Annotated in this window: 7 protein-coding genes; 3 read left to right on the forward strand and 4 right to left on the reverse strand. The window is 66.3% G+C overall.

Annotated elements, in window-relative coordinates:
- Positions 1-57: 57 nt before the first annotated feature.
- Both gspD and IC762_RS16505 read right to left on the reverse strand, forming a co-directional pair.
- Positions 58-2,421 carry a type II secretion system secretin GspD gene (gspD, locus tag IC762_RS16500; RefSeq protein WP_246801592.1) on the reverse strand — a complete coding sequence of 788 codons (2,364 nt, stop codon included), beginning with the start codon at positions 2,419-2,421 and terminating at the stop codon, positions 58-60.
- A gap of 55 nt (positions 2,422-2,476) precedes the next feature.
- Entirely contained in the window at positions 2,477-4,897 is a 2,421-nt protein-coding gene (locus IC762_RS16505; protein WP_195789818.1) for a hypothetical protein, read from the reverse strand.
- A 100-nt stretch (positions 4,898-4,997) separates the two neighbouring features.
- On the opposite strand from IC762_RS16505, the gene IC762_RS16510 reads away from it, so the two are divergent.
- From IC762_RS16510 to IC762_RS16520, 3 genes are all read left to right on the forward strand, one after another.
- On the forward strand, positions 4,998-5,492 hold the full coding sequence (locus IC762_RS16510) for a hypothetical protein (protein WP_195789819.1): 495 nt from the start codon (positions 4,998-5,000) through the stop codon (positions 5,490-5,492).
- A gap of 303 nt (positions 5,493-5,795) precedes the next feature.
- Positions 5,796-19,151, forward strand: a complete 13,356-nt coding sequence (locus tag IC762_RS16515; protein ID WP_195789820.1) for a filamentous haemagglutinin family protein — start codon at positions 5,796-5,798, stop codon at positions 19,149-19,151.
- 154 nt (positions 19,152-19,305) lie between these two features.
- Positions 19,306-20,247 (forward strand): FkbM family methyltransferase, encoded by a 942-nt coding sequence (locus tag IC762_RS16520; RefSeq protein ID WP_210338452.1) that lies wholly within the window; start codon positions 19,306-19,308, stop codon positions 20,245-20,247.
- 275 nt (positions 20,248-20,522) lie between these two features.
- Here IC762_RS16520 and IC762_RS16525 read toward each other — a convergent pair whose 3' ends face one another.
- The gene (locus tag IC762_RS16525) at positions 20,523-22,490 is read right to left on the reverse strand and encodes a substrate-binding domain-containing protein (RefSeq protein ID WP_195789821.1); all 1,968 of its coding nucleotides are present in this window, start codon (positions 22,488-22,490) and stop codon (positions 20,523-20,525) included.
- Between the two features lie 554 nt (positions 22,491-23,044).
- Positions 23,045-24,955: a substrate-binding domain-containing protein gene (locus IC762_RS16530; protein ID WP_195789822.1), complete on the reverse strand. Its 1,911-nt coding sequence runs from the start codon at positions 24,953-24,955 to the stop codon at positions 23,045-23,047.
- Positions 24,956-25,043: the final 88 nt, after the last annotated feature.

Genomic DNA, 25,043 nt, shown 5'->3' on the forward strand with positions numbered 1-25,043 from the left:
CCGCTCCCAGCAGCCTCAGCATGGATGACAGCATCGTCATCGGCGCATCCGCCCGTCTCACTTGCGCGCGGCGGGTGGCGTAGCCGCCGCCGGTGCCTCAACGATCGTCGGGGCCCGTCGCATGCTGTCGAGGCGCTCGCGGAACTCCTCGGCGACGACCTGGGCGTCGTGCGGATTCCGCACGATCTTGGTGGTGACGAAGACGATGATCTCCGAGCGGGTCTTGCTGTCGCTCTTCTGGCTGAGCAGGTCGCCGAGATATTTGATCTCGTTGAGGCCGGGCAGCCCCGACACCGTCCGCTCGTCGTCCTCCTTGATCAGGCCGCCCAGCAGCACGGTCTGGCCGCTGCTGGTGGCGACCGTCGAGTGGATGCGCCGCTGCGAGATCGTCGGCGTCAGGTTCTGCGCGCTGGCACCGGCGGGATTGACGACGTTGGAGACCTCCTGCTCGATCTCGAGCTCGACCGATCCGTTCGGATGCACATGCGGCAGCACCTTCAGGATGATGCCGGTGTTCTGCCGGCTGATGCTGCTCGTCACGTTGAGCCCGGTGACCGTGCTGCCGGTCGAGATCGGCACCTGGTCACCGACTTCGAGGATTGCCGGCTCGTTGTCGGCGACCACCAGCGACGGGGCCGAGAGCACCTTGACGGTGGTCAGGGTGGACAGCGCGTTCAGCACCAGCTTGGGATTGGCCTCGGCGCCAAGCACGGCGTTGAAGCCGGGCAGCACGCGCGAGAGCAGGGCGGTCTGCGTCGCGGTCTGCGCGGCGGAAAACAGGCCGACCGATCCCTTGTCCTGGCCGGCGCCGGCGTTGGCGCTGGTCAGGTAAGCCTGCACGCCAAACTGCAGCGCGTCGGTCAGCGTCACCTCGGCGACCATCGCGTCGACCGCGACCTGCAGCCGCGGCCGGTCGAGCTGCTCCAGCGCGCGCTCGATCACCAGGTAATCTTCCTGGTTGGAATAGACCATGATCGAGTTGGTCGACTTGTCGGCGGTGATGCGGACATTCTGGAACACGCCGCGCGGCAGGTTGCCGAGATTGGCTTGGCCGGATCCCGCCGTGTCCTGGTCGTCGTCCTTGCGGTCGCCAAATCCAACCTGGGTCTTGTTGGCGCTGCCCGAGGTGTCGGTGGTGCTGCCTGAACTGGTCGTGCCTGGACTGGTGTTGTTGTTATTGTTGTTGGTGAGCGTGCCGCTGCCGAGCGAGTCGAGCCGCGACGTCGCTCCGTTCTGACCGGGCGTTGTCGGGCTGGTCTGGCTGTCACTGCCCGACTGCGAGGAGCGGCCGACGAACATCTCGTTGAGGATGCGTGCGATGTTGCGCGCGTTGCCGAAGCGCAGGCTGTAGACCCGCACCGTGGTGCCGGTGGGATCGGAGCGGTCCAGCCGCCGCACCCATTGGGTGGCGCGTTCCAGCACCTTGCTGTTCTTGCTCACCGCCAGCACCGCGTTCATCCGGGTCACCGGCTGGAACTTGATCACGCCCTGACCCTGGCCGCCATCGGCGGTGTCGAAGACCTTGTCGAGCTCGCGGATCATGGTCTCGGGCGCGGTCGATTTCAGCGGGTAGAGCCCGACCGACTGGTTGCGCAGCCACTCGACGTCGAGCTCGCCGATGACGCCGACGGCCGCCTGGCGCTCGGAGGCGGTGCCCTGGATCAGCAGCACGTTGCGCGCCTGATCGACGCGCACGGCGCCAGGCCGCGACAGGAAGTTCTCCGCCGTCTTGGCGATCGCCGCGGCGGACACGAAGCGCAACGGCACGATCGAGACGCCGTAACCCGGTTGTCCCGCGCCGATGCTTGCGGTGCCGGCGCCCGCGGCTTCCGGCATCGGCACGATACGGATCAGGCTGCCTTCGCGCAGCACCGCCGCATTCAGCACCCGCAGTGTGTTCTCGAAGATCGGCAGCACGTCCTTGCGTGGGATCGGTTGCGTCGAGGCCAGCGTGATGGTGCCCTGGACGCGCGGATCGATCACGTAGTTCAGCCCGAGGCTGTCACCGATCACGGACTTCACCACCGTCGCGAGATCGGCGTTCTCGAAGTTCAGCTCGACGCCGCCGCTCTCGGCCATGACATCGCTGTCGGCTGCGGTCGCGACCCGCGTTGCGGTCGCGGTGCCGGCGTCGCGCTGGGTCGAGCCCGGCGCGACATCCTGGTCGGCGCCGGGAAACACCATCGGCTGCGCCGCACGGGACGAGGATGCCGTCGCACCGGGCGCGCCGCCAGACGGGCCGTTCCAGTGCGCGCGCAGGTCGGCGTCGCGGATCGGGTCGGTGACCTGGTCGCGACCGGGCAGGTCGATGGCCTTGTCCATCATGCAGCCGCCGAGCAAGCCGGCGAGCGTCAGCCATGTGGCGGCCGCGACGCCCCGCGACGCTGCGCGCGGACGACGGTAACCTTCGAGAAGCTGCACGACCATTCTCCCTTCTCTTCGCCGGGACGCGGCGCTGCCAACGGCGACCCTCTCGTCAACGCGCATCGTTCGCCGCCTTCCAGCGACGATCGGCAGGCGTCAGGCTGCTGCCGGCGATATTTTCCACCTCGTTGACCAGCGCTTCGGCGCGGCCGATCAGCGCGTGGGCATAGGCCGGGTTGATCGGCCGGTGCGCGAAGGCTGCGCCATCGAGCTGCGCGTCGATCTCGCGCGCCAATGCGTCGCGCCTCGAGGTGATGGTGCCGATGCTGTCGAGATAGCGCTCATAGCCGGCGTCGCCGCCCTTGATGGCCTGGGTCGCGAGAGCAAGGCTGTTGCGGGCGAGCTGCCCGAGCGGCTCATTGAGCGTCTTCAGTGCGTGCGCCAGCGCGCTGTAGCTGTCCGGGTCGCTTGCGAGTTCCGCCGGCAGCGCGCTTGGCGCGAGCGCATCCACCAGCACGGTCCCGTCATGGACATAACGGTCGGTCAGTCCCAGCAGCGCCAGCAAAGTGGGGCGCAGGTCGGCATGACTGGAGACGATGTCGGCGGTCTCGCCGCGCCGCGCGACGCCGGGGCCGGCGATGCCGAACCAGCTGCCACCGAGCAGCTGGGCAATGTCGCCGCGCAGCCAAACGATATCGGGATTATCAGCGACGCAGGCCGGCGGCGCCGCGCAATCGGCGCGGCTGGCCGAGGTTCGGATCAGGTAATCGGGATCGCCGAACATCACGACATGGGGCGTGCGCGCGGGGCTTGCCGTGACCATGTGCATCAGCTGCAGCTGCGCACGGTCCGCAAGCATCGACGTCAGCCGGTCGCTCTTCCCGGTCACCGGGTTGAGGGCACTGAGCTTGCCGATGTCCTGCGCCAGCGTCCGCGTCAGCGGATCGGCGGATTGCGGATTGCCGCGGATGTAGAATGGCGGCGCGTTGCCGGCCTGGACGTCGAACGCGGTGACATTGCGGCGCTCGGTCGCGAGCAACCGATCGATCGCAGTGTCGATCGCGCCGACCGGTCCGTAGCTGCAGGGCATGGTGAGCCCGTCACAGGCTTGCGGGCTCGGCGGTCCCCCGACGAAGCGGTCGTTGCCGGTGGGCACGACGACAAACAAAGTGTTGCGTGTGGTGATGCCGTTGGCAGCGAGCCGGTCGATGAAGCGCTTGAACGCCGCGTCGTCGGCCGCGAGCCTTGCGACATGGGCGCGCTCGCCGGGGCCGAAGGCGCGCTTGCGGGCCGCAGCAGCGGGCGGTCGATGCGCGTTGCCGATCCCGACATAGACCACCGGCACGCCGGCCTCCAGCATCGCAGCCGCGTAACCGAGCGACTGCGCGGCCGTGGCCGCATCGATGCCGGGAAAGCCCGCGCGGCCAGCCGCGTCGTCGATGGGGTTGCCGATGAGATCCTTCACCGGGCCGGCCGATGAGATCACGGGCTGCACATTGCGGTTGCCGAACAGCGCGCTGTAGCCGGCATAGCCGCCGGGCTCGTCCGGCAACAGATCGGGCCGTGCATGGGCGTTGCTGCACAGCGGACTGCCGCGTGCGCAGTGGATGGCGATGCCGAACAGATCCGTGCGGGCTTTGAGCGGATCGGCGGTCGCGGCGCGTGCCTCGGCGGCGCCGAGCGTCGCGGCGATGTCTGCGTTGCCTTGCAGCGTCAGGCCCGTGATCGCGAACGCGCCGACGTCGCAGCCCGTGCTGGTGAACGGCACCCAGGGGGCGGGCACGGTCTTGCCGGTGTCGGCCAGCATCAGCGGCTTGCCGTCGGCGCCATCGGCGGCCCAATAGGCGAAGGCACTGGCGAAGCCGACGCTGCCATCGCTGCGGAATACGGCGCTGCTGTCACCGATCGGCACGCCCATGCGGTCGCCGTACAGGCCCGTCAGGATGGTGAGGGCGTCGGGTGCCGTCTGCGCCAGCGGCGAGATCTGGTGATTGCTGCCGATCATCCCTTCGCGCGCGAGGAAGTCGCGCAGGTGCGGCATCTGCTCGAGATCGGAGGGAACGTTCGGGGTGTCGCGGCGCAGATGCACATTGTCGAGCTCGATCTGCACCACGCGTGTGATCACACCGCCGCGCGAATGCAGCTCGCACGCGGCCAGCGCCTGACCCGCGCCCGTGCTGCACGCCAAGATGCAATCGAGGACCAGGAACAGGCCGCCGCGCAGCAGCGGCGCGAGGCCGGCAGGGATGCAACTCGAACGCATGACGCCACGTGTTTGACAGCGAAGTGTTTCGTCTCGGAAGTGTTTCGTCTCGATGGTCTTTGGTGTCGATGCAGGCCGCAGCGTCGACACGCCGTCCACCGCACCGCGCGGACTGTGTGCGGCTTCGATGACGTCGTCGTAACAACCGTCGCGGCACGCCGCGCATGGCGACAATGCCGGGCTGTGATTCGTCTTCACAGATTTGACGCATACACGTTGCGGCGCGCGGCATTTTGCATCGCGCGCGACGAGGAGGCTTGCAACGCGCACGCGTCTGGCGCAATGAGATTGTGGCACGCAGCGATGACGATCAGTCGACGTTCGTGCAGCAGGACGCTTGGACGGCGGGCGCATGTCGATCGCATTGCAAATGTTGATGGTCGTTCTGCTCTGCCTGAGCGTGCCATCGGTGCACGCGGCGGAGACGCCGGCGAGCACCGAGGCCGCAGCGGGCAATCCGGTCGGGCTGCAGCCGTTGCAGCAGCTGAGCGCGACCAAGGACAAGCCGTTGTTCACGCCGGCGCGCCGGCCGCCGCCGAAACCGGTTGCGCCGGTGGCGCGGCAGGAACCGCCGCCACCACCTCCACCGCCGCCGACCGTGGTGGTGCTCGGTATCGTCAGCGAGGATGGTGACGGCCGCGCCGCCATCCGCGCATCGGGCGCCAGTGACAAGGTGGTGCGGGTGCGGACTGGCGACGACGTCAGCGGCTGGAAAGTCGAGCGGATCGAGCCGCGCCGGCTGGTCCTGACCCAGGGCGAGCGCTCGGTCGATTTCGCCCTGTTTGGCGGAAGCACCAAGGTCGCCAAGTCCGCAAAAGCTGCGGAACGCCGCATCCCACGGCCCAAGGTCGTCATGCCGAACTGAATTGCGGTTGCTTTTCAGTCGGTTGTTTCGACCTCGGCGCGCGTTTTGGCAAACCGCGAACTCTCGGAAAATTTGAAATTTTTATGCGCGGTCGCTGCGCGTTAGGCCTTGCCGAACTGTCTAGGGAGATAGGGGAGGTGTCCTGAGCTGTCGGGGTGTGCCCGCTTTGAGCAAGCGGTCGCGCTGGGCGGTGCTGTGCGCCTTCACATTGACCTTGTCGGCACCGCGCCAGGCTGGTTCCAGGCTGGCCGGTGCGTTGTTGCGTGACGTCGTTTCGCATCACCGCTCCTTTGGAAGGCCCGCATGCATTCGCTTCCCCGCTCTCGTTCGACCTCGCGCCGTGGCCTGCTGCTGGCAGGCGTCAGTTCGATCGCGATCGCAATGAGTTCACAGGCGGTCGCGCGCCCGTTTGGCAACTGGGGCAACGGCGGCACCGCGGCGGCGCAAGCGGCGATGAGCGCGGCGCAACAGGCCGCGCAGCAGGCGCAACAGGCGGCGCAAAACACGCAGGCGTCGATGATGCGCGCGACGCAGGCGATCCAGGCCTTGCGGGCGGCGCAGAGCGCGGCGCGCGGGATTGCGGCGAGCGCGCCGAGCACGGTCGCGAACGGACTCAACGTCGGCGGCCTGGTGCCCGATAGCGGACTGAAGGCGCCCGGTGTCGCCAATCCCGTCACCACCTGGGTCGGTGCCAACACGCCGACACAAACCTCGAGCGGCGGCCAGACCACGGTCAACATCGATCAGACCCAGTCCCAGGCGGTGCTGAACTGGCAGTCGTTCAACGTCGGCAGGGATACCACGGTCAATTTCAACCAGCAGGGCAATTCGAGCTGGGCCGCACTCAACAAGGTCGCGCCGAATGTCGCGCCGAGCCAGCTCCTGGGCGCGATCAGGGCCGACGGCGCGGTGTATGTCATCAACCAGAACGGCATCGTGTTCGGTGGCAACAGCCAGATCAACGTCCATACGCTGATTGCTTCGACATTGGATCTGCCGTCGAAGCTGAGCGCCAACAACTATCAGGGCTTCCTGCAGAACGGATTGTTCTCGCTGCTCGGCGACGTCCCGGCCAGCGCCGGTGTCACGGGCACAGGTGCGGCGATCTTCAATCAGGGCGCCAACGGCAAGATCATCGTTGAGCCGGGCGCCGTGATCGACACCACGGGCAAGCTCAACGCCACCGGCGACGGCGGCTTCGTGGCGTTGCTCGCCGACGGCGGCGTCAGCAATGCCGGCAGCATCACCACGCAGAACGGCCAGATCATCCTCGCCTCGAACAACTCGCTCACGCTGGTCACGCCGCTATCGACCGCTGTCGGAACCAAGACCGCGATCCAGGTGGTCGGCGCCGGCGGGGGCCTCGTGAACAACGAGGTCGGCGGCCTGCTCACAGCCAACGACGGCGCGGTGACGCTCTCCGGCGGCGCGATCAACCAGCTCGGCGGTATCTTCGCCACCACCAGCACCACCCGCACCGGTTCGATCACCCTGAGTACGGTCTGCCCGGTCGGCGGCTGCGCGCCTGGCGCCAACGGCAACATCGTGTTGGGGGCGGCGAGCCTCACGGCGATCCTGCCGGACGAAACCAGCAGCACGCTGCCGACCGCGACGGCCAACTCCACGGTCACGGTCAACGGCGCCAGCACCGCGGCCGCATATTTCCAGGCGGTGCTGCAACCGACGATCAATATCCAGGCGACGGGCAATGTCGACCTGCAGGGCAGCGGCGCCGGCGGCGACGGTGCGCTGATCAAGGCGCCGAGCGCCGCGCTCACGATCAACGCCGGCAGCACCGGGACGGTTATGCTCGAGAACGGCAGCGCGATCGACCTCTCCGGTATCGCCGGCGTGACCTTGCCGATGTCGATCAACGAGATCAGCATCCTCGTGACGTCAGCCGAGGTCGCCGACAATCCGCTGTCCAAGGGTCTGATCGGCAAGACCGTCACGATCGATGCGCGCGTCGGCTCGCCGATTCTCAATGTCAGCGGCTATACCGGGCTGATCCCCGAGAGCATCGACCAGATTCTGACCGTCGGCGGCAATTTCACGACATCGGGAATCAACGTCGTGCAAAAGCCCGGCGCGGTCATCAACGTTTCCGGCGGCTATGTGCAGTACACCGGCGGCGTGATCACCACCTCACGCGTGGTCGGCGCCGACGGACGCTCCTATGATATCGGCAGTGCCAACCCGAACATTGCCTATCTCGGCGTCGGCGGCGGCTTTACCGTCCTGCACAAGATCAACGGCAAGGTCGATACGAGCCTGACTGAAGTCTATATCAGTCCGTTCGGCCGGAGTACCGCACATTACCAGGCGGGTTACGTCGCGGGCGCCAATGCCGGCTCCGTCACCGTGTCCGCCATCAACCCGATCGTCAATGACATCATCGGCGATGCGGTGGCCGGCGACCGGCAGCGCACGATGGCTGGATCGTCGAATCTCGCGGCGTCCGACCAGATGCCGACCGGTGCCTCGCTGAGCATCAACTTCACCAATCCTTCGGCCAATCAAGCCAATCAGAATCACGTGGTGCTGTTGCCGCAGGCGGACGCCGGGTCCGATCCGTACGGCCTCGGCAGCCTGAGCCTGGCGAATGCCTCCACCTGGACGCCGACGCTCGCCAATGGCGTGTTCCCGATCTTTACCGACGTGCTGTCGAACCCGTCGCTCGGCGCCGTCTCGATCAAGGGGGCACTCCAGCTCGACATGGCGAGCAATGCCGTCCTGTCGGTGCGCGCCGGCGGCAGCATCACACTGGATGGTGTCGGCACCATCGACGGCACGCTCAGTGCGCCGGCCGGCAAGATCAGCCTGACCGGTTTCACTTACGCCGCCGGCACGCCGCAGCTGCCGTCGACGCCCGCCGTGGTGATCGGGCCGACCGCCGTGCTCGACGTGCGCGGCCGCTGGGTCAACGACACGGGCAAGCAGCCGGATCAGCTCGAGGGCCAGGCCTTCGTCAACGGCGGCACCGTGAGCATCTCGACGCTCGCCGCCAGCACACAGTCCAGTGACGGCAGCTTCGTCGATGTGACCCAGAGCATCGTGCTGTCGTCCGGCAGCACGATCGACGTGTCCGGTGGCGGCTATGTCGACACGACCGGGAAGCTCAAGACCGGCTCCGACGGTTTGCCGGTCGGCAAGGGCGGCAGCCTGGCGCTTCAGACATACATGCCCAAAGGGCAGGGCAATCGTTGGGCTGGGTTTGGATCGGGGACCGGCAGCGGAATAACCCCGTACAACGTCGTTCCGACGGGGACCAACCATCCCGATCAGGCCAACGTGCTGCTGGACGGCACCATCTATGCCGGGGGCTTCGACGGCGGCGGCACGCTGACGCTGCAGGCGTCGACGATCATCGTCGATGGTGCGGCGACGGATGTCACGTCCTATCTCCCGACGGCCAAGGCGGGCGCGATCGCCACGCAGAGCGGCCAGCCAGCCACAAGTCTCGCCGTGTCGGATACGAAGTCCGGCCAGCTAGTCTTGCCGACATCATTCTTCACTAGCGGCGGCTTCTCGCAATACACGCTGAGCGACGTCTATGGCGGCACCACGGTCACCGCGGGCACGCAGCTGGTGCTGCAACAGCCGACCGCCATGCTGCCCAATGTTGCTGTCAATCAGATCCCGACCGGTGCATTGGTGCGCGACTTCGCGTCCGCAGGCCTTCTGCCCGACGGTTTGCGCAAGCCGGTCAGCTTGACCCTGGACGGGACCAGCGTCCTGGTCGACCGTGGCGCCGCGATCCAGGCCGATCCGCGGGCCACCATCACGCTGGTTGGCGGCAATGCCATCGGCGTGACCAGCAGCACGGATCAGGCCGGCAATGTGATCATCACCGTCACGCCCGTGCTGGGCGAGGTGAGCGTACTCGGCAGTGTCGTTGCGCCGGCCGGCGCCATCAACGTGTTCGGCAATGTCTCGATCGGCTCTGGCGCCGTGCTCGATGTCGGCGGCGTATTCCTGCCCAATCCGGCGGTGGTCGCCTATTCCACCGGCACGGTGCTCGACGGCGGCACCATCACGCTCGGCGGCAGCACGGTCGTGGTGCAGCCGGGCGCGCAGTTCGACCTGCAGGGCGCCGCCGTGACGGCGGACAGCAACCTGATCCAGGTGCAGCAGGCCGGATTCGGGCCGAGCCTAGTCGGGCAGGCAGCGTGGAGCAATGGTGGCAGCCTGCAGCTCGTGGGCACCAGCATCTATTTCGCCGGCAGCGTCAATGCTGCCGGCGGTGCGCCGCTCGCGAGCGGCGGCAGCCTGGTCATCGGCGATGTCGCCACTCCGAGCGCGGTCGCCGGCCTGCCGGCAAATTCATTCAACAACCTGCCCGACGCCATCGTGATCGAGCCGGATGGCCACGTCGCGGCAAATCTGCCTGCCGCCGGTGCAACGCCCGCAAGCGGAGCGTTCATCGGCGCCGATGCGCTCAGCAACAGCGGTTTTGATTCCATCACCCTGAACGCCAACCTCGCCGTTGCGTTTGCCGGTTCGGTGAATGTGGCGATCCCCGGGGCCCTGACCCTGCGCGCGGATGCGGGGAATTTCGTGCTGCTGCCTGCGAGCACCGGGCTGTTGCCGCCGGGCATCGACTTCAACGACACGGCGACGTTTGCGCCCAGCTGCGGCGCGAATTGCATCCCCGGCACCGGCGCCGCCACCGTGAGTCTGAGCGCCGGTTACGTTCGCCTTGTGGGATCCGACCCACGCTTTACGCCCAAGCTTCCGACCCTCGCAGACGGCACATTGAACATTTCGGCGCAATGGATCGATTTGCAGCGCGGGATTACGCTCCATAACGTGGCCAATGCCAACTTCAGCAGCGCCTCCGCCATCCGGCTGCTGCCGGATGATTATGGCTTGGTTACAAGCACCGGGGGCAGTGGGCTCCCGGCCTTCGCCGGAGCGTTGTTGGTGCCAGGCAACCTGACGCTGCGGGCAGCCGAGGTCTATCCGGTCAGCAACACCGATTTTCTCTTGATGTCGACCGGCACGCTTCCCGCCGCCAGCACCATCACCGTCGCGCAGAACGGTGCGCCGACCGCGCCGCTCTCGGCCGGCGGCGGTATCGTGGTCAGCGCGCGGACCATCGAGCAGGGCGGCACGCTTTGGGCCCCGCTCGGCAGTATCATCCTCGGGGTTCGCACCAGCAGCGATGTCCCGACCGGGATCACGACTGCCTTGCTCGAGATCAGTCGCTTCCTGACTTCGGGGCCGTTCACCCCGACCCAGAGCGTGACGCTGGACGCTGGCAGCCTGACCTCGGTGTCGGCGGCGGGCCTCGTGATTCCCGATGGCTACACGGTCGACGGCACCACCTGGTATCAGGGCGCTCCGAACGGCGCGGCGATCGATCCAGCCAGCATCATACCGCCGGTGCTCACGGCGCCGCCCGCCAAGTCGATCAGCCTGTTCGGCACCAGCGTCACCACCAGCGCGGGAGCGACGCTCGATCTCAGCGGCGGCGGCGACATCTATGCCACCGAATTCGTCGCCGGCACCGGCGGCACCCGCAACGTGCTCACGACCTACCAGCGCGATCCGGCGACGGGCAATATCACGCCGACCTATGCCGACGGGCGGCAGGTCTATGCGCTGGTCCCGAGTTATCAGGCGCCAGTGGCGGCCTACGATCCCAACTTCGCCTATGCTCCCAATCTTTCCGGCGTAAGCGCATCGGCCAACGGTGCGTTCCCCAGTGCGATCGCACCGGGCCAGACCGTCACGATCGGTGCGGGTGCCGGCGTTCCGGCGGGCACCTATACGCTGTTGCCCGGCATGTACGCGACGCTGCCCGGCGCCTACCGCGTCGTTCAGGTGGCAAGCAACGTCAATCCCGGCACGACCAAGAGCGTGACCAGCCCCGACGGCTCGCAATATGTGCTCGGCGCGCTCGGCAATGCGCTGTCCGGTACGCGGTCGTCGCAGACCGCGGTGTTCCAGCTGCAGTCGCAGTCGGTGTGGTCGAAATATTCCGAGATCAACATCACCTCGGGCACCACCTTCTTCAGCAATCAGGCGTTGGCCGCGAACCAGGCGCCGCCTCCGCTGCCGATCGACGGCGGTGTGCTGGTGCTCGGTGCCATCAACTCGCTGAAGCTCGGCGGCACCAATCTGTTCGCACCAGGCACCAGCACGCTCGCACCGGGCCTCGTCGGCGCCGGCGGCCAGGTTCAGATCGGCGGCAGCGAGATCCTGATCGCGCATCTGGATTCCGCGCAGTCCGCGCCGGCGGGCTACCTCGTGCTCGATCCCGATCAGATCTCCAATCTCGGGGCCGCCTCGGTGTTGATCGGCGGCACTGCCAGCGTGGTGAACGGCGTCCAGCAGATCGCCGCAACGGCGCTCGATCTCGAAGTCATGACCGACGCGTCGCATCCGCTCACGGGGCCGGAGCTGCTGCTGGTCTCGCTCGGCGGCAACGGCCGCGGCGTCGTGGTCGATGCCGGCAGCGTGATCCGTGCGGCCGGCTCGGTGCCGAAGGGCACCGATCGCGACATCGCCTTCGGCATCGATCCTGTCGCCATCGTGGGGTCGGATGGATCTGTGACCGGATACACCGCAGGCGTGAGCGGCGACGGCGCGCTGCTGCGCGTCTCCAACGGCACCATCGTCGACGTGACGCGGAACTTCGTCCCCGGGCAATACAGCGGGCCCGGCACGCTGCCGAGCGGCTCGACCGCGCTCGGCAAGTTCTCGGTCGGCGCCGGCGCGATCATCGACGGCGGCAACGCTTTGACCCTCGATAGCAGCGGCGGCGGCACGCTGGCTTCGAGCGCCGTCCTGAACGCCGGGAATTACGACATCGCCGGCTCGGTCATCAATATCGGCGGCGGCTCGACCGGCGTGGTGCTGAGCGCGACCGTGCTGGCGAACTTCAACGACGCGGTCTCGGTCCGGCTGCGCAGCGGATCGGTGATCAATCTCTATGACGCCAATGGATTGGAGATCGGCGATGCCGCGCATCCGATCGGCAAGCTGACCTTCGACAGCGCCGGGCTGTACGGGCAGGGCGGCAGCACCACGGTCAATGCCACCAACATCGATCTTGCCAACAGCCGCGGCGTGACCGGCACCGGCATCAGCGGGGCCGGCGGCACGCTGACCTTGAATGCGTCCTCGACCATCACCGAAGACGTCGGCGCCAAGAGCCTTGGCGGTTTCAGCCAGGTCAATTTCAACGCCGGCCAGGCGATCGCCTTCAGCGGCAATGGCAGCCTGGATTCCGGGCCGGTTGGCGCGGCCTCACTGACGTTCGATGTCAGCGGGGTCACGCTTGTGAACGGCGGCAGCGGCTACACCAGCGTCCCCACGGTGACGATCGGCGGCACCGGCGGATCCGGCGCGCAGGCGACGGCCTCGCTCGGCGTCGCCAGCATCGCGGTGAGCGCAGGAGGTACGGGCTACAGCAATGGCGACCAGGTCACCGTCATCGGGCCTGACGGCACCGGCTTCACCGGCACCGCGATCGTTGACGCAAGCGGCGCCATCACCGGCGTCAAGGTCACCTCGGCTGGCTCCGGCTTCACCGGCGCGATCACGGAGGTCGATGTCGCGAGTGCCACGGGCACCGGCGCCACGCTCACGGCGTCGCTCGGCGTCGTCAGCGTATCGGTGACCAACGCCGGCTCGGGCTACGCCGGCATTCCGACATTCTCGTTCACCGGCGGCGGCGGGACCGGCGCGATCGCGCAGGGCCTCGCGGCGGTGACCGGCATCACGCTCACCAATCCCGGCGACGGCTATCAGGGCGCGCCGACCGTGACCATCAGTGGCGGCGGCGGCACGAGCAGCAGCGCCGTGGCGACCGCATCGGGCGGCGTCGTCACCGGGCTCACGCTCACCAATGCCGGCTCGGGTTATTCCAGCCTGCCGACGGTGACCTTCTCCGGCGGTGGCGGCGGCGGCGCCAACATGACGCTGTCCGCGCCGATCGTCGTGGTCAACGGCGGTGCCGGGCAGTCGCTCACCACCCGGGGCCAGGTCAGCCTGGTCACCGGCGCGGGGACCGCACCCGCAAGCGATCCGAGCAATATCGGCGGCTCGCTCGCCGTCACCGCCGCCTCGATCACCGACACCGCCACCATCCGTGCGCTGTCCGGCACCGTCAATCTGGCGGCATTTGCCGGCGACGTGGTGCTCGGGGCAGGGGCCGTCATCGACGCCTCCGGCTCGCGCATCCAGATCCTCGATCTCATCCAGGACACGCCGGGCGGCAATGTGCGGTTGATGTCGACATCAGGCAATGTCGTGATCGACCCCGGCGCCAGCGTGAGCGTGGCGGCGGCCGGCAACGGCTTTGCCGGGTCGCTGTCGATCCTGGCTTCCAACACGGCGGTGCTCAACGGCACGCTCGACGGCCGCGCCGCCTTCAAGAGCGTCGGCGGCGATTTCACGTTGCAGGCGGGCAGCATCGATCCGTCGAGCACCTTGCCGCTCGACGCCTTCGCCGGCAGCTTCACGGTCCGCCGCGCAACCGGCGACATCACCATCGACGGCACGCTGGTCTCCAATCAGGTTCTGCTGGTCGCCGACACCGGCAACGTCACTGTCAACGGCACCATCGATGCGAGCGGCGGCCGCGGCCAGATCGCGCTGTATGGCGGGACCGGCGTCACGGTCAACGGCGGCGCCGTGCTCGATGTGTCCTGGCAGCCCTACGCCGCGAACGACCCGGCCTATGGCGGCGGCACGTCGGGGCTGGTGCAGAAGGGCGGCACCATCACCCTCGGCACCACCGGCACGCCCGACGGCACGCTCAACGCCACCTACGGCTACCAGAACGTCACGACATCGGGCACGATCAACGTTGCCGACGGTGCCAGGTTCAACGTCAGCGGCGGCCCCGGCGGAAGCAACATCGACAACACCGGCGGCTCGGTGATCATCCGCGCGCCGATCCTGACCGGCGGCAATGTCAATGCCAGCTTCAGCGGCACCGTCATCACCAACGCCGATGCATCCGGCAACGCCAGCGGTGGCGGCGTCGTGTTGAATGCCTATGCGGTGTGGAGCACCACTGACGGCTGCACGCTGGTCGCCGGCGGCTGCGGCGCGGTCGCCACGGTTGCGGCCTACAACGCGCTGACGCCGGACCAGCAGAAGCAGCTCAACCAGCATTTCGACGGCGTGATCGATCCGGCCGGCTTCTTCGATGCCACGCTCACCAATGGCAAGCCGAGCCAGATCATCTTCGCCGACGGCAACGGCCTCTATCCGGTCTCGACGCCCGACGCGCCCGCGGCCGGGGCCTACATGCCGCACGTCGATTTCTACCAAAGCGTATTGCAAAGCTTCGTCAACACGCCGTTCGACACGGCGGCGGTGACGGCGAACTTCGCCGGCGCCAGGCTGCAGGTCGGCGGCGGCGCCGCGGCGGCGCTGCCGTCGTCGATGCTGCATCTGCGGCCCGAGATCGACCTCGTCAATCCGAGCACGACCATCAACAACGGCAATATCACGGTCGCCAGCAACTGGAATTTCGGTTCCGGCGCCACGGTCGGCGGCACCACCACGCTCTACTACCGCACCACGGACGGCGGCGAGCCCGGCACGCTGCTGTTGCGCGCGCTCAACAACGTGCAGATCAACGCCACGATCAGCGATGGCTTCTATCTGCCGAACAATCAACAGGCGCCTGGTCTCAGCGCGGCGCAAGCGTATCTCAATGAACAAGGAACGGATGCATACGCGAACTATATCGCAATGTTTCCGGTTGACGCGACAGAGATACACTATAGTGCGTCGGTCGATGCATTGGTTCTTCTTGGCGTCGACCCGTCCCCGCTGGTGAATGCGGCGTTCTTCACGATTCCGGGCGTCTACAACGCCGACGTCGTGTTCGATACGCCGGTGCCAATGCAGAATTTCCATCTGCAGGCGCCCATCACGATCACCAGCAACGACCCACAGGTGATCGATCAATACAACCAGTTCTACGCTCAATACGTGAACATGTATCACGCCTATATGATCGAGATCGTGCAGGGCAACACGAATGCTGGTTCCGCCATCTGGTCGGCTCTGGGAATCAGCGGAGCGTTTGGTGGCTACTACGCTTACAACGATGTGCTGACTGTCGTGGCTTCGCAAGGTGGTCCAGGACTCCTTCCGCCTATGCCCGTGGTGCCGCCAAGTGCAATGAGCCCATACCTCTACTACGACATCAAATCCGGAGCCCGACCTGGGAGCGGCACGGACTACGTGTCGCAATGGGAGAATTACTTCTTCGGCGTCCTCGATGTGAATATCCAGAATTACTATCCCCTTGCATCCAATTTCCTACCAAGCCCGCCCCCAAATTTGGCCGCGGCGGTGGGCGGGACGCCGACGCTTGCCAACGCGGCCGGGGTCGATATTCCGCTGTGCCTTGGCTGCTTCGCGGTTGCGCCGCCGTCCGCGCCGCCGGCCTATACGACGCTTTTCACGAGCACATACGCGCCGCCACCGCCGCCGTCGCCATCGACGGCGCCGCCCGCCAACCAGGTCGCCAACAATCCGGCGCTGTATCAGGGCACGCCGGCCTTCAACACCACCGCGGCGACGCCGCTGATGCAGGTTGGTCTCGGAGGAAGCAAGGGTTCGTTCTCCTACGACTTCGTCGCCGGCGCGTCGTTCCGCGCGGACAACACGCCGTCGGTCGATCCAAACGCGGTAATCCAGGTGTCGTCGCTTTCGTCGACGGTCACCGGCAACGTCACGATCGACGGGCACACGTCGTATCAGGACTCCTTAGCCAAGAGCCTGGCCATCAACATCCCCACTCTGGTGCGCACCGGCACCGGCTCGATCACCATCGCAGCCGCCGGCAATGTCGAACTGCTCGATCAGATCGCGCCAGGTGCGGTCTATACCGCGGGTGCGCCCGCGGCCACGCCCTCGGACTTCAACGGGCCGACGCTGCCGACGTCGTATGCCAGCAATCCGAATGGCCTGCTCGGCACTCCGACCTGGGCCACCGGCGGTGGCGCGGTGACGGTGACGGCCGGCGGGTCGATCATCGGCATCGAGATGCCAACTGACACCGACGGCAGCCAGACCGGTATCGCCGGCGCTCCGACCGGGCAGTTGTGGAGCGCGTGGTACATCCACTATGGCAAGTCGAACGGCAGTGCGACGCCGTTTGCGGCTTGCGTGGCCGCAGGCTCGGTCGCGTGCCAGACCGCGGCCTGGATCAACTACGCCACCTTCTTCCAGGGCTTCGGCGCGCTGGGCGGCGGCAACATCACGCTATCGGCCGGGGCCGATGTCGTCGATATCGGCGCCTCGCTGCCGGAGACGCTGGTGGTCGGCGGCGGCTTTACCGCAGCCGATCCGGCGAAGGCGACCTATTATGGCGGAGGCAATCTCAGCGTCACGGCTGGCGGAAATCTCCAGAGCAGCGATTTCCTGGTCGGCCGCGGCGCCGGCCTGATCCGGGTCGGCGGAGCGGTCGAGGCCACCACCAGCAATCCGCTCAACCAGGGCAAGCCGACCAAGGGCATTTCGGTTGACCCCAACGTGAGACAAGTCACCGGCTCCTATGCGCTGCCGCTGCTGCTCGCGGTGCAGGATGGTTTCATTACGCTGACTGCCAACGGCTCGGTGACGCTCGGTAACATATACGACCCTGCCTCATTGCCGCTGAATGCCTCCGCGCAGACGCCGGTCGGCTCTCTGCCCGGCGGGAGCAGCGGGATCTGGAGCAACTTCTTCACCAGCTATGGTCCGGATAGCGGCGTTTCGCTGACCAGCCTCACCGGCGATGTGAACGCCCTGACTGTTTCTTCGTCGTCGTCGATCGGCGGTCTATTTGCGGTCAGGAACCCGACCGAAACTATTCAATACACGAGTATCGGGCAGTTGCTTCCTGCCACGCTCGATCTGTCGGCGCTGGGCGGCAACATGACCGTCAACACCGCCTCGAACGGCAGCGGGGGTGTCGGAAACGCCAACTTGATGTCGTATCCCACCCAGACCGGAGACGATACCGGAACCCTCAACCTGATCGCCTCCGGCTCCCTCAATCTTGGGTCTGGCTTCGCCATGCCCGATCTATCCGCACAATATATCGGCAATGCGAGCGCCCTGAACCTCTACATCAGTCCGCTCGGGATGCCGGCTCCCAACCTGACCCTGGCACTGCACGCGAACGATCCCGACCCGGTCATCATTGCCGCCGGCAAGGATCTCCGTCTCGTCGATCTCACGGTGATCAAGCCGGCGCGGATCGAGGCCGGCAACAACATCAATGGCGTAGCAGCCGGGGGTGGTGGCGCGACATTCGTCGGCCAGAACAACAGCGTCTCCGACATCACCAGCATTGTCGCCGGCAACGATCTCGTAAACGGCTCCTACGTGCTCTATGGCCCCGGCACTTTCGTGTTGCAGGCGGGACACGACCTTGGGCCGTTTGCGCAGTCGCCTGCTGCGCTAACAGCGAACCAGAGCGCAACTGGGGGCGTGGCCACGCTCGGCAATGGCAGCGCGTTGGGCAACTCGTTCGTGGGCCTCTTCACCAAGCCCTATCTGCCGGCGCAAGGTGCCGAGGTCGATCTACAGTTCGGTGTCAAGCCGGGCATCGACTATGCGGCGGCGATTGCGCAATACGTCAATCCGGCGGTGGCCGGCACCGGGGGCATCGACTTCCTCAGCGACATCGCTGCGATCCTCGGACAATCGCGAGACCAGGCCTGGGCGACCTTCCAGGGCCTTTCGCAGGCGCGGCAGCAGCTTTTGGTCAACCGTGCCTTCCTCGACTTCGTCATCCAGGTGGGCAAGGACTACAAGAATTCGGCGAGCCCCTATTTCGGGCAGTATGCGCGCGCCTATACCGCGATCTCCACCCTGTTCCCGGCGGGCCTCGGCTACACTGACAACAGCCTGAGTGTCGACGGCAATGCCGCGCCGAAGGTCGCGACCGGCAAGCTCAACATTGCCGGCTCCGTGCTCGAGACCCAGATGGGCGGCGACATCAACGTCATCGGGCCCGGCGGCGGCATCAATGTCGGGCACACCTCGCTCGACAGGCTGGCGCCGAACCAGGAGGGCATCCTGACGGTTGCCGGGGGCGATATCCGTGCCTTCGCCGACGACTCGATTCTGATCAACCAGAGCCGCATCATGACCGAGCAGGGCGGCAATATCGGCCTGTTCGTTGCGAACGGCGACATCAATGCAGGCTCCGGGCCGAAGACCTACGTCTCCAGCCCCTCGGTCAGCGAAATCTGCACGGTCGGCGGCTACTGCTATACCAACCCGCAAGGTTTGGTCACCGGTGCCGGCATCGCGGCGCTGCTGACGCTGCCGGGGCAGGATCCGACCAGGAGCAACGTCACGCTGATCGCGCCGCGCGGCACCATCGACCTCGGCTCGGCGGGTGTTCGCGGCAATGACGTCGTGTTCGTGGCGCTGGTCGTTCTCAACGCGTTCAACGTCCAGGCGACCGGCAACGTGGCAGGCCTTGCCTTCACGCAGCCACCCAGCACCGCGCTGACGGCGGTCAACAACAACGCGACCGCCGCGACCCAGCAAGCCGGCCAGCCGACCCAGAGCAAGACCAACGATCAGCCGTCCATCATCATCGTCGAGGTGCTGGGCTATGGCGGCAGCGGGGGTGATGACGCGGCGCCGGACAACAGCGACGACGATCGCCGCAAGAAGAAGCAGTAAACGGTCGGAAAATGCCGTCCGTCATTGCGATCCAACGGGTCGGCGCAAAGCGCCGCCCGATGACAGGCTCAGCGAAGCAATCCATGCCACCAGGTGACGAGATATGGATTGCTTCGTCGCTACCGCTCCTCGCAATGACGGGGATGGAGGTCTCATGACGTCGTCCAAGTCGATGGCGACTGCGCCATCTGTTCCGACTGCAGAGAGCGATCCGCTGTGGGCGCTGCTGGCGCCCGAGCGTCTCACCACCATCGTGGATATCGGTGCCAACCCGATCGGCGCCGACCTGCCTTACAAGCCGATGCTGGAGAGGCGGCTCTGCCGCTTGTTCGGATTCGAGCCGCAGCGCGCGGCGCTGGCCGAGCTGAACGCCCGCAAGAGTGAGCTCGAGACTTATCTGCCCTATGTCGTCGGCAATGGCGAGCAGGCCCGCCTGCGCGAATGCGCCTCGCCGGGGATGACAAGCCTGCTCGAGCCCGATCGCAACATGCTCAAGCACTTTCCCGGATTTCTCGAATGGGGGCGCGTCGTCGCCGACAGCAGGATCGAGACCCGCAAGCTCGACGATATCGGCGAGATCGACGCGATGGATTACCTCAAGATCGACGTGCAGGGGTCGGAGCTCGCGATCTTCCAGGGCGGCCGTCGCCGCCTTGCCGACGCCGTCATCGTCCAGACCGAGGTTTCGTTCCTGCCGTTCTACAAGAAGCAACCGCCGTTCGGCGAGATCGACCTCGAGCTGCGCAGCCAGGGCTTCGTTCCCCACAGCCTGGCCTCGATCGACCGCCGGATGATCTGGCCGTTGGTCGGTCCCGACAAGTTCGCGGCGATCAATCAGCTGGTCGAGGCCGACGCGGTCTATGTGCGCGACTTCACCAGGGCCGACGACATCGGCACCGAGCAGCTCAAGCATCTCGCCTTGTCGGCCCATCACTGCTACGGATCGCACGACCTCGCGGCGCTTTGCGTCCAGCATCTGATCAATCGCAAGGCGGTCGTCCCCGAAGCGGGCAGCCGCTATCTCGATCTGGTCCGCGCCACGCGCGCCGGCGCCGAGCTTCGCGCCGTCATGCAGGTGCCGCCGGCGACGACGTGAAGGGCGTTGCTTGCGCGGCGTCGCGTCGGTGACGCACTGCCGTCATTCCGGGCGGCGCGAAGCGACGAGCCCGGAATCCATCGTTCCATTGATGCCGCGGCCTGATGGATTCCGGGCTCGCGACTTCGTCGCGCCCCGGAATGACGGTGGATGGACTTGGTCCGGTGATCATCGCCGATAAAAAAACGGCCGGGTCTCGATCGAGGCCCGGCCGCCGAAGTCTTGATCGTGATCCGAAATTCGGATCACGATCTCATGTGCGTTTGCTTCCGCGCTTACTTCGCGCCGCCGATGACACCTTGGCAGCCGTCGGTCTGCGCACCCGATGCATTGTACGCCGCGATCGCGGTCGGCAGGCCGCCCGCAGCACTCGGCCGCAGGTAGGCGCCGATGACATTGCTCGCCCAGCCGCCGTCGAGCTCGTGGAAGCCGTTGTTACGGATGACTTGTGCGACATCGGGATCATACCCGGGTGAAGTGGCATTCGACGTCGCCGGGTTGTAGGGCGGCAGCGCGCTGATCGATCCAGCGTAGAGCCAGGCCAGCCAGTTCTTCAGTGTCGGCACCCGGACGCCGCTGCCGTCGCTGTAACAGCTGTAGACGTTGGCGTAGCTCACGCCCGTGAGCGCATAGTCGTTGGGCGATACAATCGGGATGCCGATCACGGACAGGCCGCTGTAGTCGACGCCGCCGATCACGGTCCCTGCGGCGTAAAGCTGCCCGTAGATATTCCAGGCATTGTAGCTACCGCTCAGCGGCGGAGGCGTGAGGCCGCTGAAGGCTTGCGCGACATTGTCTGGTGTCGGCGGGACGAAGTTCTGACCGGTCTGGCCGGGATGATAGACGCCGAGCAGGCGAAGTACTTCGTTCTGGATGCTGGCCGAGAGCGGAGCCGCGGCCGAAACCGTGTTGCCCGCGATTTCCTCGGTCACGGTCTGCGCATAGGGCTGGGTGAAGTCGGCGCTGAGATAGCCGATCCGGCCGGCGAAGTTCGAGCCGGTTCCGATCTTCAGCGCTTCGTGGTTGCTGCCGGAGGCGCTGATCCAGCGCGGATCGGGTCGCTCGGCATCGTCGTCCACATCGTATGGATCGCTGTTGTCGGACGCCTTCACCGCCTTGATGTTGCCGAGCAGTTTGGAGAATTTGCTCGAGGGCAGGTTTGCGGTGGTGCTGCCGCCAACACCGACGCCGGTGAAGATCTTCTTGTAGTTGTAGGTGCCGGTCGGATCGAGCAGCGGGCACATGTTGGCGAGATAGTTGGTGAGGATGTAGCTCGCGCCGGCATCATCCGCACGATAGACCACCTTGATCGGCAGGCGGCCGCTGGTATAGGCGACCGGGGTCAGGCTGCCGTTGGTGTTGTCGTCATAGAAGTGCTGGAACTGCTGCACACCGTTCTGGTCCAGGTAGGGGATCAGCGTCGAGGTGTCGTGCCAGTCCGTCACGGTCGCGGAGAAGATCGCGCAGAGCTGCGCGGTCGAGAGCTGGATCGCGCCGCCGGCCTGGGTGTTCGGCGACAACGCCGACTGGTTGGTCCAGGTGACGCCCGAGGCGGAGTTCGCGGTGTTGACCGCGATCGCGACCGGGACCTCCATCGCGGGGATCTGGATCGGCGCGCCGACGGCAGTGGTGCTGAAGCTCGCGGCCGAGCTGTTCAGCGCGGCGATCAGCAGCGTGTTCTGCCAGTTGGTCGACGGCAGGAAATTGCTGAACGAGACGGTGGTCAGGCTCGCGATCGAGCTGGCGAGCGGCAGGTCGCTGGTGGCGAAATCGATCCGCGGATACGGATAGGTCTTGAAGTTCGCATTGGCGGTGTCGCGGAACGGCGGCTTGGCCGACGGCTTGCGCACCAGCGCCGGTGCGGAATCCGGGCTGCCGCGGAACAGCTGGTGCGGATCGTTGGCGATATAGGCGCGCTGGCCGTTGCCGGCGCCGACCGCGGCGAACATCCCCTCGACGGCGGTGGAGAACTGCGTGCAGCTCGTCGGCAGCAGGTTCGGGCTCGGCGGCGCGATGGTGAAGCCCGATGAGAAGGTCTGGCCGTCGTTGGCCACCGTGGTGCCGGCATAGCAGTCGAACAGCTGGCGCAGCGCCAGCGACGACAGCGTGCTGCCGCCGCCGTAGATGCCGTTGGAGATCGTGGTCTGCGCCGCAGCCGGCTGCTGCGTGCCGAGGATGGCCGCTGCCGACAGCACGACCAGCGAGGTCGAGCCCAGCAGGCGCCCGAAGGATGTCGTCTTCATGTTCTTAACTCCCTGTTTGACGATGTGATGCGGCGCCGCGCGACCTGCCTCGTGGTCCCGGGACCGAAAGATCTTGCTCGTTGCGATGACGTGGAAAGCGATGAAGAAGACCTTCGCGGAAGTCCGTAAAACATGGTGCAGCAAGACGCGCAGGGCAGAACCCTCCGCGCCGTGTCGACGTCGACGCCAGTGCAGTGCTCACACCTCTTAGACAATTTGAATCGAGGCGAAGCGCAGCGGTGTTCGCCTTATTTTCGCAACTGCCGGCATCACGCACGGCGTTCGCGGGATCGCATTCTTTGCGTGTTGTCGCGGATGATAGTTCGAGGCCGGCAATCGACGATTACGCGAGTCGTCGCTGCAAATTCGTACCGCGCACCGAAGTCGGCCTTTGCTGGTTCGTTCAGACGAGCTGAACGGGGGGACTAAGGTCTGCTCAGGTATTTCATGCCCGAAGCGTCATTTGCGGTGACGCCTTGCGTGGCTGTTGAAAAAAGCCGGGCGCCCCGATGGAGGCGCCCGGCCGTGTTGTCGTTCGACGTCAGTCGGTCAGCTTACAGCGCGCCGGTGGCGCTCGAGCATCCGGTGCTGGCGGTGCCTGCCGCCGTGATCTTCGTGCTCAGGAAGCCGAGATACTTGGTCCTGATGGCACTCGCATAGGTGCTCGGTACCGGATTGAAGCCGGCGTTCTGCATCACAGTCGTGGGCCGGGTGTCGGTGGCGCTGTACAGCCAGGTCAGGAAGTTGACGATGCTGGTGACGCGGTTGGCGTCCGGTGCGACGCCCGCCGTAGTGCTGTAGCAGCTATAGAGGTCGAGGAAGGTCGTGCCGCTGAGCGGATAGGCTCCCGACACGTTGGTGAGCGGCAGCACCGCTTGACCGAACAGCGTCACGCCGCCCTGTGTGGTCGTGGCGGTGAAGGTGTTGTTGTAGATGTTGTAGTCGGCCCAGGTCCAGGTCGACGTAGCGGTCTGGAGCCTATTATCGCTCCAGGCGTTGAGCGCAGCGCCCGGGGTCGGGGCGATGAACGTCAGCGTGCCAGTGGTGTCGTTCGGCACCGTGGTGCCGGCGATGCGGAGCTGTTCGTTCTGCAGGGCTGCCGACAGCGGCGCGGTCACGCCGGCAACGGTGGTGGTGTAGGGATAGGTGAAGTCGGCGCTGACGTAGCCGACCCGGCCGCCCTTGGTCGAGTCATTCGAGCTGACCGCTGATGCGACGGCGCCGCTTCCGTTGCCACCGATCCAGGTCGCCGTGATGGTCGAGCCGTTGGTGCGGAAGGTGTTGACGTTGCTGATCAGGTTGCTGAAGCTGGTGCTCGGCAGATTGGTGGCACCGAAGATCGACTTGTACTTGTTGCTGTCGTTGGGATCGAGCAACGGGCAGACGTTGTGCAGATAGTTGGTCAGGATGAAGCTGGTGCCGCTGCCGTCCGAGCGATACGCCACCACGATAGCCTTGGACGTGGATGCGTAGGCCTGCGATCCGGAGCCGGAGGTCAGCGTGTTCGCGTCGCTGAAGGCGCCGAGTGTCGCCGTGCCACCGCTGGTCAAATAGGGGACCTTGTTGGCGGTGGTGTCATCCCAATCGGTCACCAGGCCGGAGAAGATCGCGCAGAGCTGGCCCGCGGTGAGCTGAATGGCGGCGCCCTGGTTGCTCTGGGTGCCGGGCAGCGTACCCGTGCCGGTGACGGCCGAGTGGAGCTGGTTGAGACCGCCGGTGTTGACGGCGATCGCGACGTTGACCTCGAACGCCGGGATCTGGATGACCGGGCCGAAGGCGGTCGGGTTGTAGCTGACCGCCGACGTGGTGGCAGCGACCGTGATCGACGCCAGCGCGGCATAGGTGGTCGTCGGCGAGCCCGGGACCATCCAGCCTTGCGTCGGGGTGAGGCCGAGCGAGACCGTCGTCAGTGTGGTGGCTCCGGCGGCGATCGCCAGCGGCGAGTCCGAGAGGCCGGCATCGACGCGCGGATACGGGTAGCTGCCGAACACCGTCGAGGGCGAACCGGTGTTGGCGAGGTCGATCAGCGACGGCTGCAGCGCGGGCAGGAACGAGTTGGTGGTCGTGGTGCCCGACGCGGGCGGAGTGATCGTGCCGCCGTACCACTGCTGCGGATTGTTGGCGATGTAGCCGCGGACGCCGTTGCCGGAGCCGACGCCGGAGTACAGGCCGTTCACCTGGGTGGTCGTGATGGTGTTGCACGCGGTCGTGATCCAGCCCGGTCCGGTGGTGGCGCCGATCTGGAAGCCGTCGCTGTAGGCAGTGCCCGCACCGACGTTACCGTGCGAGTAGCAGTCGAACAGCTGGCGGAACGCTTCCGAGGCGAGGGTGCTGCCGCCGAAGTAGATCGGACGGGTGGCCGCGGAGGCGCCGGCCTGCGCCGGCAGGGTACCGCCCGCCGAGGCGAGCAGCGCGAGCACCGAAGCGGTGCCGAACAGATATTTGGACGAAGATTGCAGTTTCATCTCACTCATCCTGTGTGGGTTGGTCACCGGACGTGCGTTGTCATCCCGTCGTTACGAGACTGCAAAGTAATCTTCAGATTAGTTGAAG

Source organism: Bradyrhizobium genosp. L (assembly GCF_015624485.1).
In the GTDB taxonomy this organism is placed as follows: Bacteria; Pseudomonadota; Alphaproteobacteria; order Rhizobiales; family Xanthobacteraceae; genus Bradyrhizobium.

Excerpts from the sequence above, each read along its gene's own strand:
- IC762_RS16525 (WP_195789821.1), bottom strand. The coding sequence starts at position 22,490 with ATGAAGACGACATCCTTCGGGCGCCTGCTGGGCTCGACCTCGCTGGTC.
- IC762_RS16530 (WP_195789822.1), bottom strand. The coding sequence starts at position 24,955 with ATGAAACTGCAATCTTCGTCCAAATATCTGTTCGGCACCGCTTCGGTG.
- IC762_RS16520 (WP_210338452.1), top strand. The coding sequence starts at position 19,306 with ATGACGTCGTCCAAGTCGATGGCGACTGCGCCATCTGTTCCGACTGCA.
- IC762_RS16515 (WP_195789820.1), top strand. The coding sequence starts at position 5,796 with ATGCATTCGCTTCCCCGCTCTCGTTCGACCTCGCGCCGTGGCCTGCTG.
- IC762_RS16510 (WP_195789819.1), top strand. The coding sequence starts at position 4,998 with ATGTTGATGGTCGTTCTGCTCTGCCTGAGCGTGCCATCGGTGCACGCG.